The following is a 16112-nucleotide window of genomic DNA, read 5'->3' as shown; positions in this document are numbered from 1 at the left end:
TTCAATAGTAACACGTATTGCAAGTTCTCCCCTTCACATATTTCCCCCGACATCATCGATATCCAAGTAAGCGCTAGCAGTTTCTCTTACCACCTCATGATAATAGCTAAAGAGATCCGGGAATTCGTGCAACTCATTTTTTCCAATGTCACTAATCATATATATTCCTCGTTGAATTTTATCAAACCAACCATAATAGTTTTTATTTAAAATTGTTAACGTTTTTTCCCCAGTCCCCATCTTCCGTAACGATTTTGGAGATAAAGGTCCCGATTCCAAAAGGCAACAAGCTATATGAATGCAGTTTTCTTTATAGGCTGTCATTATCTTAGTCTGGCAACTCCCGCCAATATTATAGTCTCCAAGTCTGCCTTCCATTTCAGTCAACATCGCATTTCTTTTTTTCTTACTACGTTGCATACTTTTCTTCCGATCAAAAGACGCGGGATGAAACACTATTTCCACCTGTGCATCATTTTCCAAGAATGAGACAAGGATGAGGCCTAACTCTAGTCTTCTCACCAAATGACAACTATCTTTCCACTTTTTCGAACGAAAGTTGAGTTTAGGTCTAGGAATTGCGACATAGACTTCATTAGTCAGCCGCTGTCTTTTTGTCGCTTGGATTAAAAGATCAATTGATAGCGATAATTTCAATTCAATAAGGACCAGCTCTTGATCTCTTACAGCCGCAACGTCACACTCATTTACTTCACCATGGACATCATAACCTTGTTGTGTGAAATATTCTTTTACTGGTTTATATAAATCAACTTCATATCGTTTGGTTTCTTTGCCTTGCATGTTAATCTCACCTCATTATGATGGTATACATAATTGAACGAAACTACCACCCCAAAATCCCCCTTAATGATGGTACACTAGTAATGCGCGAAAAAATAAAAAGTTATTTGGAGACGTATTATGAGAAAAGGATGGGGAAAATCATGTCTACTCAGACAATCTTTGAACTACTACATACGATTGAACAAGTAACACATAAAATGCATGTAAAGTGGCGGCAGCAAGTAGATTACGATCTTGGTGTATCGCATATTGTTGCCTTGCACGAATTACAGATGAATGGGGAAAGCCGACCTTCCGAGCTTGCCCGCCTATTAAACTTTACACCTGCATCTCTCACACACCTTTCCACTAAACTATCGAACAAAGAACTAATCACGCGTCGGCAGGACGATACTGACCGCCGTATCATCTATTGGAAAATTACGCAAAAAGGCGAAGATTTATTGAATCAAGCACAAAAAGACGGTCAACATCTCCGCATGAAGGTCTTTTCACATTTAACAGAAACAGAGCAGCAATCGTTACTTTCCATTTACACAAAGTTAAATAAGTCGTTAATATGAAAAAAGAGCATCTTCTCAACGGAGATGCTCTTTTAGTCTGTTCAATTAGTTGGTTTACCTAAGTTTAGTAATTCCACCATCGACCATTAATGTTTGTCCTGTAATGTAATCAGAATCGGCACCTGCCAAGAATACAGCAGCCCTCCCGATATCATTTTCTAGGTCACCAAGTCGTTTTAACGGAATCTTAGACACCATTGTTTCGAAAGCTTCAGGTTGTGCTTTTGCCCATTGCTGAATCCCAGGAGAATCCGCAAGTGGTGCAATTAAGTTCACATTGATTCCGAATGGACCAAATTCATTTGCAGTAACACGCGTAATCGCCCGGATTGCTTCTTTTGCCGCAGCGTATGTAGCTTGGTTAGCGTCTCCGTTTATACCTGCTCCAGAAGCGAAGTTAATGATTTTACCTTTCGTCTCCTTTAAATAAGGCAATGCAGCCTGCATTAAATAGAACGTCGGATAAAATCCTGTGTTGAACGATAAGTCTAGATCCGCTTGCGTAATCTCTTCGAATGGCTTATTTGTCGATGCGTGTGCATTGTTTACTAAAATATCCAACTTACCGAATTTCTCGACGGTTTGCTTCACTATTTCCGGCAATTTATCATGCTCGGCTAAATTCGCTTGGATAAAAATCGATTCCGGTTGATAAACTTGCAATTCCTTAATTGCCTGTTCCCCTAATTCCCCATTTAAATCGACGATGACAACTTTAGCACCTTCTTTTACGAATGCAGTCGCCATCCCTTTACCAATACCTCCGGCTCCGCCAGTAATAATTGCAACTTTGTCTTGAAGTTTCATAATTAATCAAACCCTCTCTTAAATCGTCTATTGTTAACTTTTCTATATGGATTATCTATTGAATTCTTACGATTTTGCTTGTGACATTAACTGATGAAAGTCAGCAATACTTGGGTTGCTTAAATAGTGACCACCTTCAACTTGAATCGTTTGTCCAGTAATAAACTTGGATTCATCAGAAGCTAAAAATAAGACGGTATTTCCAATATCGTCAGCTTCCCCATGGTATGGTAATGCGTTATATTTCTCAAAAATATCAAGTACTTCTTGTGACATATTTTGTTTTGCAGCAGGTGTTAAAATCAAACCAGGAGCAACTCCATTACAACGTATATTGTCTTTTCCATATTGCGTTGCGATATATTTCGTCAAGTTTACAACTGCAGCCTTCGATGCACCATAAGCTGAACGGACAGAATCCCCCGCAAAGGCAGCCATGGATGCAGTATTAATAATAGAACCTCCGCCTGCTTTTTGCATATGTGGAATTGCATATCGGCTTCCTAGTAAAACACTTTTTGCATTCACATTCATTAAACGATCCCACTCATCTAAATCAATATTCACGACATCCAAATCTTTTTGCAAATTTGTCGTCCCTACATTGTTATAGAGGATTGTAATGGTACCAAACTGTTCAACCGTGAAATCAATCGCATCTTTAATTGATTGTTCACTCCCAGCATCCAAAAATACAGCAACGGCATCTCCACCGTCGTTTAAGATATTTTGGGCAACTTGTTTCGCACCTTCCAGATTAAAGTCTGCAACGACCACTTTTGCACCTTCTTTTGCAAGAAGTGTAGCAGTAGACAACCCGATACCTGATGCCCCACCTGTTACTAATGCAACTTTATCCTGTACTCTTCCCATAAATTTACCCCTCTCAATTTCCAATTTAGATAGTACCACTCAATATACTTTAACATTAAATCATATTGAGAGGAAGCTTTAACTTCGTAAGCCTATAGATCCAAATGTGCTACTATGAAAATAGTAGCATTGGGGTATGTTATGTATCTTTTCATCGTAAATCCATTATCGGGAAATGGCCAAGCTTGCTCATTATGGGATGAAATCGAGAAGAAAGTGAAGCAAAAAAATAGAGAATACAGTGTGATTGTCAGTGATTCAGAAGTTACAGCACGCAAATTCATCACAACTTACCTTCAGTCAACTACCATTCATGCTGTGACAGTTATCGGTGGAGATGGCACAATGAGTTCTGTCATACAAGACATTGCTGGAACCGGTATTCCACTCGCTATTCTACCTGCTGGTTCAGGAAATGACACTGCTCGGATGTTCCGCCTAACTACTCACCCTGATCGTTTATCAAAGGACTATTAGAGCATCGGACTGTTGCCATTGATTTATTAAACATAAATGACCGTTTTGGCATTACTGTCGCTGGAATCGGGCTTGATGCAAGGATTGGTCAACGTGTAAATCACTCATTTTACAAACCGATATTAAATAAGCTTGGCTTAAGTTCATTCACTTATACCATTGCTGCGATAATTGAGTTACTGTCATTTAAGCCGTTTAAAAGTACAGTCACAATCGATGATATGACCTATACATACGCTATTACCTGGCTCACTGCTTGTGGAAATACTTCCTCCTATGGCGGCGGATTAGTCGTTTGTCCCGGAGCCTCTCCAACAGATAGTATGTTAAATATTACAATGCTTCATGATGTAGGGCGGATGAATATCTTAATGCGCCTATTTCTTGCTTTGCTTCGGGGTCAACCGATTCTCAGGAAAGGCGTTACATACAGAACGGGAAAAGAAATCACAATTGAAACAGACAGGCCAATTCTCGCAATCATCGATGGAGAAGTTATAAAGTCCACCCCACTCCATGTTGCAATTCATGAAAAAGCATTGAATCTTATTCTAACTAGATAAGACAGATTGCCATTTTCCCTTTCGAAATTAACTCATAATTACAAACATTGATGTGTTTATTCTCCTTCTGTCATGTTAGTATAGAAAAATGATCTATTTATATGGAGGGTGCTGAGATTACTATGAATCTAACAAAGACGGAACCAACTGGAATTCAAGTCGAGGATATACTGATTGCCAATCAATTACTAAAAGATGTAGTCGCACATACTCCTCTACAAAAGAATGAACGACTATCAGAAAAATACGACTGTCGAGTCTATGTAAAAAGGGAAGATTTACAACATGTTCGTTCCTTTAAATTACGGGGTGCCTATTATAAAATCAAAACCATAGAAGCAGCTGCGCTTGAAAAAGGTGTTGTCTGTGCCAGCGCAGGTAATCATGCGCAAGGAGTCGCTTTTGCTTGTGCGCATCTAGGTATTGACGCAAAAATATTCATGCCACAGACAACTCCGAAGCAAAAAATTAACCAAGTGAAAATGTTTGGACGGAATTATGTAGAAATCATTTTAGTGGGCGATACATTTGATGATTCATCCGCTTCAGCGGTCGAATGTGCGACTGCTGAAGACAGAATTTTCATCCACCCATTTGACGATTACGATGTCATTGCCGGACAAGGAACAGTCGCGGTTGAAATCATGAATGATATAGAGGAACCTGTTGATTTTGTCTTTGCCAGTATTGGGGGCGGCGGCCTTATGTCTGGTTTGAGTACTTATATTAAAAACCTGTCACCACATACACGTATGATTGGTGTAGAGCCTGAAGGTGCTGCTAGTATGAAAGCAGCATTAAAGAATAATGAAGTGACAACCTTGGATACAATCGATAAATTCGTTGATGGGGCAGCCGTACAAAGTGCCGGCCAACACACATTTGAAATTTGCCGTAAGTACCTGGAAGACATTGTACTAGTTCCAGAAGGTAAAGTGTGTACGTCTATCTTGGAATTATATAACCAACATGCAATTATCGTAGAACCAGCAGGTGCGTTATCTATCGCCGCATTGGATTTTTATAAAGATGAGATTAGGGGGAAGTCTGTCGTATGTGTCATAAGTGGCGGGAATAATGATATTGGTCGAATGCAGGAAATTAAAGATAAATCATTGATTTATGAAGGACTTCTTTATTATTTCATTGTTAACTTTCCTCAGCGTTCTGGTGCGTTACGTCAATTCTTAGATGAAGTACTTGGACCTGACGACGATATCACTACATTTGAATATACAAAGAAAAACAACAAAGAAAGCGGCCCTGGACTTGTAGGCATTGAAGTAAAGAGGAAGTCAGACTACGAAGGACTTATTCAGCGAATGCATGATTGCGGTTTCTCTTTTAAAGAGGTTAACAATGATAGCACGTTATTTGAGTTACTTATCTAACTTGCTTTTTGATAACTAAAATCTTGCTTATGGCGATTATGTCCTAAGCAAGATTTTTTCATTGTGCCATGGAGGAAACCCTTGTCACCTCCATGATTCTTTTACAATCCACTTGCTTTAAATGTATCACCACTCTCAATGGTGCCGTTTTCAAATCCTTTAGTAAACCAGCGCTTCCTTTGTTCAGAAGTTCCGTGAGTAAAGCTGTCGGGGACAATATACCCCTGGGCTTGTTCCTGAATGCGGTCATCACCTACAGCACTCGCTGCTGTAATTGCTTCATCAAGATCACCTTCTTCAAGAAAATTCATGTCCTTCTGATGCCTTGCCCACACACCAGCAAAATAATCTGCCTGTAATTCAAGGCGTACCGAATATTTATTAAACTCTTCTGTGCTCAGTTTTGGGCGAAGAGCATTCACTTGCTCATTGATGCCTAAAAGGGTTTGTACATGATGTCCTACCTCATGCGCCACAACATAGGCCATCGCAAAATCCCCAGGAGCTTGGAACTTGTCTTGAAGTTCTTGATAAAAACTTAAATCAATATAAAGTTTGTGGTCGCCTGGACAATAAAATGGTCCAACGGATGCTCCTGCTGCTCCACACGCAGATTGAACGCTATCTGTATATAACACGAGGATTGGTTCCTCGTATTCCAACCCTTGTTCGCGGAACAATTTTGTCCAAACAACTTCTGTATCTGCAAGAACTACTGAAACAAATTCCGCAAGCTCCTTTTCTTCAGCCGTTTCTTCATATGGAACCGAGGGACCCGAATCCGCACCTTGTAAGTCATTCAAAACTTCACTTGGACTGCCTCCAAGAAAAGTAATAATAAGTATAAGAATTAAGCCGCCAATACCGCCCCCGGCTAATGCTATACCCCCTTTTCCCTTGCCTCTTCGATCTTCAACATTCGAACTTCCTTTTCTGCCTTTATACTCCACATAACTTCCTCCCGACATCTGATTTATGCATTGAATACTCAAATTGTACATATGTATTTCTTGCTATACCCAAAATGTCCAGAAAGTAATTATTACAAAAAAATACATGACACTAAAAAAACATCGAGGTAAATATATCCCGATGTTCAAATTCACATTATTATTTAATTGTTGAATTAGTTATAGCAGTTGCAATACGGTCTAGGATAGGAATCGTACTGGATTTGTGATCCTGCGTTAGGACACTGAAAATGAGCGTTTCTCCATCTTTTGTTTGTGCATATCCTGCCAATGCACTGACATTTGTCAAGCTCCCCGTTTTCGCAATGACATTACCTTTAGCAGTTCCCGTTTTCATGCGATTCCTAAGCGTACCTCCGATGAATCGGTCCGGTGCCCCAGCAACAGGTAGTCCTTGCGCAAACGACCCGTACCAGGGTGCCGTTCGCACTTGATACAATAACTCAGTCAGTTGTGCAGATGTCACTTTATTCGCATGGGACATACCGGATGCATCTTCAAACAACCATTCGTTCACATCTAAACCGACTGACTCAGCATAGTCGCGCATCACCCGTAAACCTGCATTCCAGCTGCCATCCCCATACTTCATTTTCCCCATTGCCTTCGCCAATACTTCAGCATGTGAGTTATTACTTAATTTCATAAAAGGTCTCATCAAGCTCTTTAATGGCATGGAATTTTTAGTTACGAGAATTTTGGATTCTTCTAGAGTTTTTCCCCGTAATACTTTAGATGAGGGATCAAAATTTATCCCTTTTGCTAGTAATGATTTTTTAAAAATATCAAGTGCATAGGCAGTTGGGTTGGACACAGTAATCCACTCTTTCCTGCCAGCGGAACCAATCGGGACTTTTCCAGTAATCATAATGTTATTCGTACCGTATTGACGTTCAATTTTCAAAGTGTTTTTAGTCCCCTTAGGAACTGTCTTAGAACGATTGACCACTCGAACAACGCCAGTTTCCGGGGTTAGCATTACTTTTGCTACTTTCCCGCGTGCAGCTGGCTTTGCGTCTACAATGACCGTTCCAGCATCGTAATCCGTATTCGGAGATACAGTCAATGCTGAAATCTGAGCTGCATAGTAATAAGATTCATCATTTTTATCAATACCTGGTGATAAACGAATCGTATCGAACCAAGTGTCATCCCCTACCAGATTACCTGAAATCCGTTTGACTCCAAGTATAGCCAACTTCGAAGCAAAATCATCAAAGTCTTTTTTCAACAACGTAGGATCGCCTGTCCCGCGAAGGTATAGATTTCCGTCTAGTATTCCATTTGTTACTTTGCCATTTGTTAATACATCTGTAGTGAAACGATAATTTTCACCAAGTGTCTCAAGTGCTGCCGCTGCTGTGAGTATTTTCAGCGTGGAGGCGGGTGTAATCCCTTTATCACCCTGTTTTTGGTAGATGATTTCCCCAGTTGAAGCTTTGCGCACGGTTACGCTGCTAGAAGCTGCACGCATTCTACTATCTGCCATAATCGTATTAATGGTGTTTTCCAACCCCTCATACGAAACAGCTGCAGACACGGTTGAATGTTCTGGAACCGTTGTAAATAGCATTCCAACGAACAATAATACAGATAGTAACGATAGTGCTATTCTTTTTTGAATCAAACCTGTACCCCCTTAAAATTTGCACGAACTATGAATATTCTACCATAAGAAATAGATTGCGAGGACTTGCTATACTAAATCTATTTTCCCATTGTGTTAAGATTATAAATAGAATTGTAATCGAAAGGTGGAAAAATAATGGAGAAAACTGAACCAGTAAAATTGACTTCCCTTACAAAAAAAGGAGGCTGTGGCTGTAAAATCGGACCTGCAGATTTGGCGGAGGTATTACGTAGCCTACCAGTTGCGACTCCCAATCCTAATTTGCTCGTTGGTCTCGATACGAGCGATGACGCGGGTGTTTATAAACTGACTGATGAAATAGCCATGGTACAGACGCTCGACTTTTTCACGCCAATTGTCGACGATCCTTACGATTTCGGTCAAATTGCTGCAACAAATGCAATCAGTGACATCTACGCAATGGGTGGAACTCCAATTACAGCGCTAAACATCGTTGCTTTTCCAATCGCTACGCTGGATAAAAAAATCCTGACAGAGATCCTTCGTGGTTCCGGTGATAAATTAAAAGAAGCAGGAGTTACACTCGTCGGCGGACATTCAATAGATGATCAAGAACCAAAATTCGGTCTTGCCGTAACCGGAATCGTTCATCCCGATAAAGTACGAACAAATGCCGGTGCACAACCAGGTGATAAATTACTTTTAACAAAACCAATCGGTGTCGGGATTTACACAACTTCATTGAAAAATGGTTTATTATCGGAAGATGAAATTGTCTATGTTACAAAAATTATGACCACACTTAATAAAACGGCGGCAGAAACAATGGCGACATACGATGTCCATGCGGCCACAGATGTAACTGGCTTCGGACTACTTGGACATGCATCTGAAATAGCGAAAGCAAGCGACGTGGGTATTCGAATCTTTGCAGACCAAGTACCAACACTCCCCCGCACAAAAGAACTGGCGGAAGCTGGAAAAGTACCTGGCGGAACAAAGAACAATTTCGCCCACGTAGCGGATGTTGTCACGTACTCGGAAACAATGGACCAATTAGACCGTTGGATTTTATGTGATGCAGTTACTTCTGGTGGACTGCTCATAGCACTCCCTGGAGACCAGGCGAGTCAACTGTTGGATGAACTCCAACAAAAAGGCGTAGACGCACGGGTAATCGGCGTAGTAACAGAAGATAATAAAGGACGGATCACTGTCATTTGATAAAATGTAAATTTTGGTTAGAAGGTGTATTGAATGTTTCGAGATCTGATGTTGGAAGATATATTTACATTGCAAGAAAAAGGCCCACATACATTCATTGATGTCCGTTCTCCTAAAGAGTTTAATGAGGCGACGATTCCTGGAAGCATTAACATTCCTGTCTTTGATGATGAGGAACGCGCGGAAATCGGAACTCTTTATAAACACAATGGACAAGAAGTTGCCATGGAAAGAGGGCTTGAAGTCTTTTCAGAGAAATTGCCGGATTTTATTCGTGCTTTCAAACTTATTAAAACGCCTATGACGGTATTCTGTTGGCGTGGCGGCATGCGCAGTAAGACAGCGGCTACTGTCCTTGATTTAATGGGCATTCATACCACTCGACTAAGTGGAGGGATCCGTTCGTATCGCCAATGGATCGTTCATGAATTGGAAAAGGAGAACTTTCCGCCAAACTTCATTGTATTGAATGGCTATACGGGTACTGGTAAAACAGAGATTTTGAAGCGTCTAGCGAACAATGGCTATCCAGTCATCGATTTCGAACACATTGCTGGTCATCGCGGTTCTATTTTCGGACAAATAGGACTTGAGCCAAGCAATCAAAAAAAATTCGACTCATTATTAGTCCGTGAATTAGAACGTTTTAAAACTGAGCAGTATGTTTTCATAGAAGGTGAGAGCAGAAGGATTGGGAAAGTAAGTTTACCGCAATTTATTTATGAGAAAAAGGAAATTGGGATGCAAATTGTCATTCACCTCCCTCTTGAGGAACGGGTCAAAATTGTTTTAGCAGACTATGAACCGTGGAACAACCCGGAACGTTTCAAGGAGGCTTTTCAATTAATTAAAAAACGATTACATACCCCCATTGCCAAGGAGATTGAAACGCATTTGGAAAATGGTGAGTTTGCATGGGTAGTCGAGTTGCTACTTGAACACTATTACGATCCAAGGTATAAACATTCTGGTTATCAAAATACTGACATACAGAAAGTAGATATCGATGCGAAAAATATAGAAGACGCATTTCAAAAAGTTCTTCATACAATCGAGCGAGAGCAATTGCGCCTAGGTGTAATTGCGTCCGAATTTTGAATTGCGCTTGTTTCCGTAGGACGAGGCGATTTTAGTCTGAATTCTCCTAATCAGTAGGGATTTCTGCTGATTCAAGTTAACATTGCCTCTTTATCGAGAAAATGAACTGCCTGAACAATCTACCTTATCGTTGACTGTTCAGGCAGTTTTTCATTGTTGAGATATGCCGAATCACAGAATTCTCTTTAACGTTTAATTAATTTTTATCATACCCGTATAATTTTACTGACTTTTCCGTTAATAAAAGTTAATATAGAAGGAGAATCCTATTTTCCGAATTGCCTGCGTCTCATTTCTAAGTTTTTTATATACCTTCTAATTGAGAATGGTTATATGTAATTCTCCCCCTCTTCATTCAGTAAAAGTGCATACGAAGCTACTTACGACTTGAGGATATGCAGCCTTTATAAAAGAATTAATTTTAGTAGATGTTATTAGTAGATATATTGTTTCTTTTTTAGTATGATTATCATGTAGGAATTAAAACAATCTAGGGAGTGAGAATCTATGCCAGAAAAAGACAATAATAAAAAATTAACAACTGCTGCTGGTGCTCCAGTTGTGGATAATCAAAACTCAATGACTGCTGGGCCTAGAGGGCCAATACTATTACAAGATGTTTGGCTATTGGAGAAGCTCGCGCATTTTGATCGCGAGGTTATTCCTGAACGGCGTATGCATGCAAAAGGATCTGCTGCGTATGGTTCATTTACCGTAACACATGATATTTCACAATATACAAAAGCAAAAATCTTCTCTGAAATTGGTAAGAAAACAGATATGTTCGTTCGTTTCTCAACAGTAGCCGGTGAACGTGGTGGTGCTGACGCAGAACGCGATATTCGCGGATTTTCAATGAGATATTATACAGAAGAAGGTAACTGGGACCTTGTCGGAAATAACACACCTGTGTTCTTCTTTAGAGACCCAATGCAATTCCCAGACTTGAACCATGCTGTTAAGCGTGATCCACGTACAAATATGCGTAGCGCCAATAACAACTGGGACTTCTGGACATCACTACCTGAGGCACTTCACCAAGTAACAATTGTTATGAGTGACCGCGGACTTCCAAATTCGTACAGAAATATGCATGGTTTCGGAAGCCATACCTTTAGTATGATCAACGCTGACAACAAACGTGTTTGGGTGAAATTCCATATGCGTTCACAGCAAGGCATTGAAAACTTGACTGACCAAGAAGCCGAGGCAGTTGTTGGGAAAGACCGTGAAAGCCATCAACGCGATCTATATGACAATATCGAAAGTGGGAACTTCCCGAAATGGAAAATGTACATCCAAGTAATGACAGAAGAACAAGCCAACAATATGCCTTACAACCCGTTTGATTTGACAAAAGTATGGTATAAAAAAGACTTCCCTCTTATTGAAGTTGGCGAATGGGAATTAAACCGAAATCCTGATAACTATTTTGCAGAAGTAGAGCAAGCTGCTTTTACACCCGCAAACGTTGTACCAGGTATCAGTTTCTCTCCGGACAAAATGCTACAAGGTCGTCTCTTCTCCTATGGAGATGCACAGCGTTACCGTTTAGGCGTGAACCATCACCAAATTCCGGTCAACCAACCGAAATGCCCAGTTCATAGTTTCCACCGTGACGGCGCGATGAGAGTCGATGGCAATATGGGTAGCACACTTCATTATGAGCCGAACAGCTATGGTGAGTGGAAAGAACAACCAAAATATAAAGATCCAGCACTAGATCTTTTCGGTGCAGCAGACCAATGGAATTTCAGAGAAGATGACGATAATTACTTTGAGCAACCAGGTAAACTCTTCAACTTAATGAGCATAGAACAACAACAAGTTTTGTTCGAAAATACGGGTCGTAATATGAATGGCGTTGAGAAACATATTCAGCTTCGTCATATTGTTCACTGTTACAAAGCGGACCCTGCTTATGGTCAAGGTGTAGCAGATGCACTTGGTGTTTCTTGGCACGAGGTGGAAGCAGCTGTTGGTTCTGAAGATTAATTATTGAAGCAAATAAGGAGTGTACTTCGCATAATAATGCGAGGAACACTCTTTTTTTATAGGCAATCCCTATCCCTACACCCTTTTAGACATTCACTATGATACTACTGACTTTTATGTGAATCACAGGTAGAATAGAAAGTGTATTTAGAATATACAGTAGGGGGAAACTATAGATGTCTATTACTTTTATAGCAAAAGAAGAATTTTTTACGTTTCATGATCCGATGCAAGATGGAAAATTGATTGACCGCAAAACTGAAATTCGAATGGATCCGCTAACAGGAGAAACATCCCGAATCATTTTCGACCCAGGTGCATCCTTTACGTCAATAGATTATTCTGAGCTCGCAACACAAACCGCGGGTAGTAAATGTCCATTCTGCATTGAAAACGTACACACAGTCACACCTAAATTCCCGAATAATTTAACCGAAGACGGCAGGATAATTCAAGGAGAAGCCGTCGTTTTTCCAAACCTCTTCCCTTACAGCAAGCATAATGCGGTGGTCCGAATGTGTGATCAGCATTACGTTAAACTCGATGAATTCACAACACCAATGATTGCCAACTCCTTTTCTGCCGCACATAACTATTTGAATAAAGTTATTGCCCAGGATCTGGAAACTGCATATGCATCCATCAACTGGAACTACTTACCCCCTTCAGGCGGTAGCATTTTACACCCACATATTCATGTGCTGGCCTCTGAGATGCCGACCAACTATCAATTGATAACATTAGCAAGCAGCGAGCAATTTTACACAGAAACAGGAAGAAACTATTATGATACATTAATAGAAAGTGAGCAAGATATTGGTGAACGTTTTATCGCGACGGTGGGTTCCATCGACTGGGTTCATGCTTTCGCACCTAAAAGTCATATTGATTTCATTGGAGTTTTAGGTGCTTCTTCGTTAGGTGAATTAACGCATACCAACTGGCAGGATCTCGCAGAAAGTCTCACGGGCTTTTTCAATTACTTTGAATCAATCGGTATCGCAAGCTTTAACCTCGCCCTGTTTATCCCTGTAAGTAAGAATTCATCTGACCGTGTTCACGTTCGAATTGTTCCCCGATTGACTATGGGCGCACTCCAAACAAGTGATATGAACGTATTCAATTTCTTGCACGGAGAACCGCTAAGTTTAAAAGTACCTGAAGAAATCACAAAAGAAATAGCTGTGTATTTCAGTAAATAATTTGTACAAGTTCTCAAATAATTTCGGGATGAATAGGTTCCTGTCATTTAAAAATCCTCTCATGTCATTATAGACACGAGAGGATTTTCATTTTTGCATACTTGTGTTATTTGTCACCTTGACACTTACGTGGTTTGACCATTCTAAGATAGCTTGAAATTTCTTGTTTAATTAAATACTGGCAATGTAACAAGAATCATTAGTGTAAACAGGATAGCTACATAATTCACCGAACACATGAACATCAGATGTGCCCACTTCATATCGTTTTTCGTGAAAAATCCGGCGATAGTCGCAATTAACCACCCAATGTTCATCAACGAGGCAATAATAACAAATACTGTACCAAGTGATCCTAAAAAGAATGGTAATGGCAGTAAGCATGCGACATAGATAACCATTTGCCGCTTTGTAAAATTAAACCCGTGAACAACTGGAAGCATCGCCACTTTTGCCAAACTGTATTCTTCCACTTTCTTCATGGCAATAGCAAACGTATGCGGCATTTGCCAAATGAATAGGATAAGCGTCAGTACGATTGGCACGATATGATAACCAGGTGCAATTGCAGCCCATCCAATTAAAGGTGTCACCGCACCTGATACACTGCCAATGACTGTATTTAGCGTATATCTACGTTTTGACCACATTGTGTACAAAATAACATACGTAAACCATCCAATAAATGCGTAGACAGCCGCTTCAATTGTTGTAAAAGCTAGAAGTACTAAACCTACTACAGATAATATGATTCCTAATCTAAAGACAAACTTAAGTGTAAAGTTTCCAGTAACTGTCGGACGGTTTTTGGTCCGCTCCATCACTGTATCAATATCGACGTCGTACCAGTTATTCAAGATAAGTGCCCCAGCCATAACAAGTGTACTGCCTGAAATCGTCAACAAAAATACATCCCAGTTTGCTAAAAAAGTTCCATTCGTAAAATAGAGTGCTAACCAAAATCCAGTAAGGACAGGTAGCACATTAGAGATTAAGACTATCGCCTTAAATAAAGATTTAAGATCTGCGAATAGCGTGGAAAGATTTTGTTCTTTCGATACAGTTTTTTCATTAACCTTCTCCCAAGAAGGATCCATTACTTTAGTCATCAATTCGTCTCTCCTCAAAAAAGCCAGGTGCTTTTCCAATTTGGTGGATTCCCAATTCGTTCAGTGGCTGGCATACTTAACTCCATTTTACTCTTAGTTTTCAAGTAAGACAAAGGAAAGCTTTGTGACATTTTCAAAACTACGAGAAAAAAGAATTGGAAACATCAATATGATGTTTCCAATTCACTAAAATTAGTTACGTTTTATTATTTTCCTTCTATAAACTTCAACTGATCCAATTGAATTAAACCTTCAATATCGCTACTAGGGATATATCCTGCTTCCTTACTGATATCAGCCATTTCCTGAATTACTTCGTCATTGACAGAAGTAGTTACTTTTAGGCGCTTAAAAGCGACTTCGAGTTCAGCTTTGTTAATCTCTTTACCCGTTAATTCTTTGATGTGTTTAATGACAAGATTTTGACTTTCTTCAGGATTTTGCTCAATAAACTCAACTGCTTTTACATGAGCTGTTAAGTAGGCTTTCACCAACTTGTCATCCTCCAAAAAATTCTTACTTGCGGCGACAACAGTATTTGGTGATTCTTTCCCCCACGCGAATGATTCCCAGTCCAATAGAAGCTTACCATTTGCCTGTGTTTCCAAAATATAGCCCCAGGGTTCTGGTATTGCAGCTGCATCTAGAGACTTTTGAATAAAGAGCGTTGCTGTATCAGCTGGTGCTGCCGCAAACATTTCGACTGTTCCTCCATTTGCTGTCGGCTTCAGACCAACATCTTTTAGTGCTTTACGCAACATGATATCTTGAGTACCCCCAATTCCAGGTATCGCAACTCTCTTCCTATCCAAATCAGCAAGCTCATTAACGTTACTATCTTCACTAGCAATAAGGACTGCACCACCATTTACAGCGCCTGAAATTATATGATAGTTAGGGTCTCTTACGTAAAAGTTCAGTACAGGACCTGGTCCTACTGTTCCCACATCAATGGATTTGGTAGCCATCGCTTCCATGAACAGTCCGCCGTTACTGACGGTCTTTGTGTTGATTGAAATATCTTCCCCAAACGCTTCAGTGAAATAACCCTCCTCCAGCGCAACGATTGTAGCCATGTGCGTTAAGTTCGGGAAATATCCAATGTTCACGACTTTACTGCCTGGTGCTCCTTGTTCTGCTTTAGCGCATGCAGCACAAATACTCAATATAACTAAGGAAATAAGCGCAAGTACGAAAAATTTACGTTTCATCCTTTTCTCTCCCCATCTGTTTCTATAAATAACCTCTTAACATATTCCCCATTTATTCTGTACACTGCTCTCCAGTCGAAAAAAACTAGATTATCTACGTTTGTATCGATGCCGCCAATAATGATCATTACCTATTACATGTGTTGATTAACCTAAGCTAACCAGTAAATGATTGCTTACTTTTGTGATAAAACACTAGATATCCTATGTACAGGTGCTTTCGGATCAGT

Annotated in this window: 15 protein-coding genes; 8 read left to right on the top strand and 7 right to left on the bottom strand. The window is 40.1% G+C overall.

Annotation, left to right across the window (positions count from 1 at the left end; all coding sequences use genetic code 11):
* Window positions 1-33 precede the first annotated feature (33 nt).
* Window positions 34-804: a DUF2161 domain-containing phosphodiesterase gene (locus H7992_RS12130; protein WP_187047716.1), complete on the bottom strand. Its 771-nt coding sequence runs from the start codon at window positions 802-804 to the stop codon at window positions 34-36.
* A gap of 143 nt (window positions 805-947) precedes the next feature.
* On the opposite strand from H7992_RS12130, the gene H7992_RS12125 reads away from it, so the two are divergent.
* Window positions 948-1370 carry a MarR family winged helix-turn-helix transcriptional regulator gene (locus tag H7992_RS12125; protein ID WP_067209002.1) on the top strand — a complete coding sequence of 141 codons (423 nt, stop codon included), beginning with the start codon at window positions 948-950 and terminating at the stop codon, window positions 1368-1370.
* A 54-nt stretch (window positions 1371-1424) separates the two neighbouring features.
* Here H7992_RS12125 and H7992_RS12120 read toward each other — a convergent pair whose 3' ends face one another.
* Both H7992_RS12120 and H7992_RS12115 read right to left on the bottom strand, forming a co-directional pair.
* Complete coding sequence (locus H7992_RS12120; protein WP_082786558.1) at window positions 1425-2180, bottom strand: SDR family NAD(P)-dependent oxidoreductase; 756 nt, start codon at window positions 2178-2180, stop codon at window positions 1425-1427.
* 63 nt (window positions 2181-2243) lie between these two features.
* A complete protein-coding gene (locus H7992_RS12115) occupies window positions 2244-3050 on the bottom strand; it encodes an SDR family NAD(P)-dependent oxidoreductase (RefSeq protein ID WP_187047715.1) in 807 nt (268 codons plus the stop codon).
* Between the two features lie 141 nt (window positions 3051-3191).
* Here H7992_RS12115 and H7992_RS12110 point away from each other — a divergent pair, with 141 nt between their 5' ends.
* The 3 genes from H7992_RS12110 to ilvA all read left to right on the top strand — a co-directional run bounded on the left by H7992_RS12110 (window position 3192) and on the right by ilvA (window position 5481).
* A complete protein-coding gene (locus H7992_RS12110; protein WP_187047714.1) occupies window positions 3192-3527 on the top strand; it encodes a diacylglycerol/lipid kinase family protein in 336 nt (111 codons plus the stop codon).
* A complete protein-coding gene (locus H7992_RS24510) occupies window positions 3512-4090 on the top strand; it encodes a diacylglycerol/lipid kinase family protein (RefSeq protein WP_222618024.1) in 579 nt (192 codons plus the stop codon). Before H7992_RS12110 ends, H7992_RS24510 begins: the two co-directional genes overlap by 16 nt.
* Before the next feature lie 122 nt (window positions 4091-4212).
* Window positions 4213-5481 (top strand): threonine ammonia-lyase IlvA, encoded by a 1269-nt coding sequence (ilvA, locus tag H7992_RS12100; RefSeq protein WP_067208991.1) that lies wholly within the window; start codon window positions 4213-4215, stop codon window positions 5479-5481.
* Window positions 5482-5582: 101 nt separating this feature from the next.
* Here ilvA and H7992_RS12095 read toward each other — a convergent pair whose 3' ends face one another.
* Window positions 5583-6431: a KPN_02809 family neutral zinc metallopeptidase gene (locus tag H7992_RS12095; RefSeq protein ID WP_187047712.1), complete on the bottom strand. Its 849-nt coding sequence runs from the start codon at window positions 6429-6431 to the stop codon at window positions 5583-5585.
* A gap of 160 nt (window positions 6432-6591) precedes the next feature.
* Entirely contained in the window at window positions 6592-8079 is a 1488-nt protein-coding gene (dacB, locus tag H7992_RS12090; protein WP_255428659.1) for a D-alanyl-D-alanine carboxypeptidase/D-alanyl-D-alanine endopeptidase, read from the bottom strand.
* Between the two features lie 138 nt (window positions 8080-8217).
* On the opposite strand from dacB, the gene selD reads away from it, so the two are divergent.
* The 4 genes from selD to H7992_RS12070 all read left to right on the top strand — a co-directional run bounded on the left by selD (window position 8218) and on the right by H7992_RS12070 (window position 13562).
* Window positions 8218-9267, top strand: coding sequence for a selenide, water dikinase SelD (gene selD, locus H7992_RS12085; protein ID WP_187047711.1), 1050 nt, complete (start codon window positions 8218-8220; stop codon window positions 9265-9267).
* Between the two features lie 33 nt (window positions 9268-9300).
* Entirely contained in the window at window positions 9301-10365 is a 1065-nt protein-coding gene (mnmH, locus tag H7992_RS12080; RefSeq protein WP_067208983.1) for a tRNA 2-selenouridine(34) synthase MnmH, read from the top strand.
* A gap of 507 nt (window positions 10366-10872) precedes the next feature.
* Entirely contained in the window at window positions 10873-12360 is a 1488-nt protein-coding gene (locus tag H7992_RS12075; protein ID WP_187047710.1) for a catalase, read from the top strand.
* Between the two features lie 176 nt (window positions 12361-12536).
* Window positions 12537-13562: a hypothetical protein gene (locus tag H7992_RS12070; protein ID WP_187047709.1), complete on the top strand. Its 1026-nt coding sequence runs from the start codon at window positions 12537-12539 to the stop codon at window positions 13560-13562.
* Window positions 13563-13729: 167 nt separating this feature from the next.
* Here H7992_RS12070 and cyoE read toward each other — a convergent pair whose 3' ends face one another.
* Window positions 13730-14671 carry a heme o synthase gene (cyoE, locus tag H7992_RS12065; protein WP_304627127.1) on the bottom strand — a complete coding sequence of 314 codons (942 nt, stop codon included), beginning with the start codon at window positions 14669-14671 and terminating at the stop codon, window positions 13730-13732.
* Between the two features lie 206 nt (window positions 14672-14877).
* The gene (locus H7992_RS12060; protein WP_187047708.1) at window positions 14878-15882 is read right to left on the bottom strand and encodes an ABC transporter substrate-binding protein; all 1005 of its coding nucleotides are present in this window, start codon (window positions 15880-15882) and stop codon (window positions 14878-14880) included.
* Between the last annotated feature and the right edge of the window lie 230 nt (window positions 15883-16112).

This window comes from Sporosarcina sp. resist (assembly GCF_014302295.1).
Taxonomy (GTDB): domain Bacteria; phylum Bacillota; class Bacilli; order Bacillales_A; family Planococcaceae; genus Sporosarcina; species Sporosarcina psychrophila.
This window is presented reverse-complemented; position numbering and strand designations above follow the sequence as displayed.

Coding starts and splice junctions, on each gene's coding strand:
- H7992_RS12070 (WP_187047709.1), top strand. CDS start 12,537: ATGTCTATTACTTTTATAGCAAAAGAAGAATTTTTTACGTTTCATGAT.
- H7992_RS12075 (WP_187047710.1), top strand. CDS start 10,873: ATGCCAGAAAAAGACAATAATAAAAAATTAACAACTGCTGCTGGTGCT.
- H7992_RS12110 (WP_187047714.1), top strand. CDS start 3,192: ATGTATCTTTTCATCGTAAATCCATTATCGGGAAATGGCCAAGCTTGC.
- selD (WP_187047711.1), top strand. CDS start 8,218: ATGGAGAAAACTGAACCAGTAAAATTGACTTCCCTTACAAAAAAAGGA.
- H7992_RS12115 (WP_187047715.1), bottom strand. CDS start 3,050: ATGGGAAGAGTACAGGATAAAGTTGCATTAGTAACAGGTGGGGCATCA.
- H7992_RS12130 (WP_187047716.1), bottom strand. CDS start 804: ATGCAAGGCAAAGAAACCAAACGATATGAAGTTGATTTATATAAACCA.
- ilvA (WP_067208991.1), top strand. CDS start 4,213: ATGAATCTAACAAAGACGGAACCAACTGGAATTCAAGTCGAGGATATA.
- cyoE (WP_304627127.1), bottom strand. CDS start 14,671: ATGACTAAAGTAATGGATCCTTCTTGGGAGAAGGTTAATGAAAAAACT.
- H7992_RS12060 (WP_187047708.1), bottom strand. CDS start 15,882: ATGAAACGTAAATTTTTCGTACTTGCGCTTATTTCCTTAGTTATATTG.
- mnmH (WP_067208983.1), top strand. CDS start 9,301: ATGTTTCGAGATCTGATGTTGGAAGATATATTTACATTGCAAGAAAAA.
- H7992_RS12125 (WP_067209002.1), top strand. CDS start 948: ATGTCTACTCAGACAATCTTTGAACTACTACATACGATTGAACAAGTA.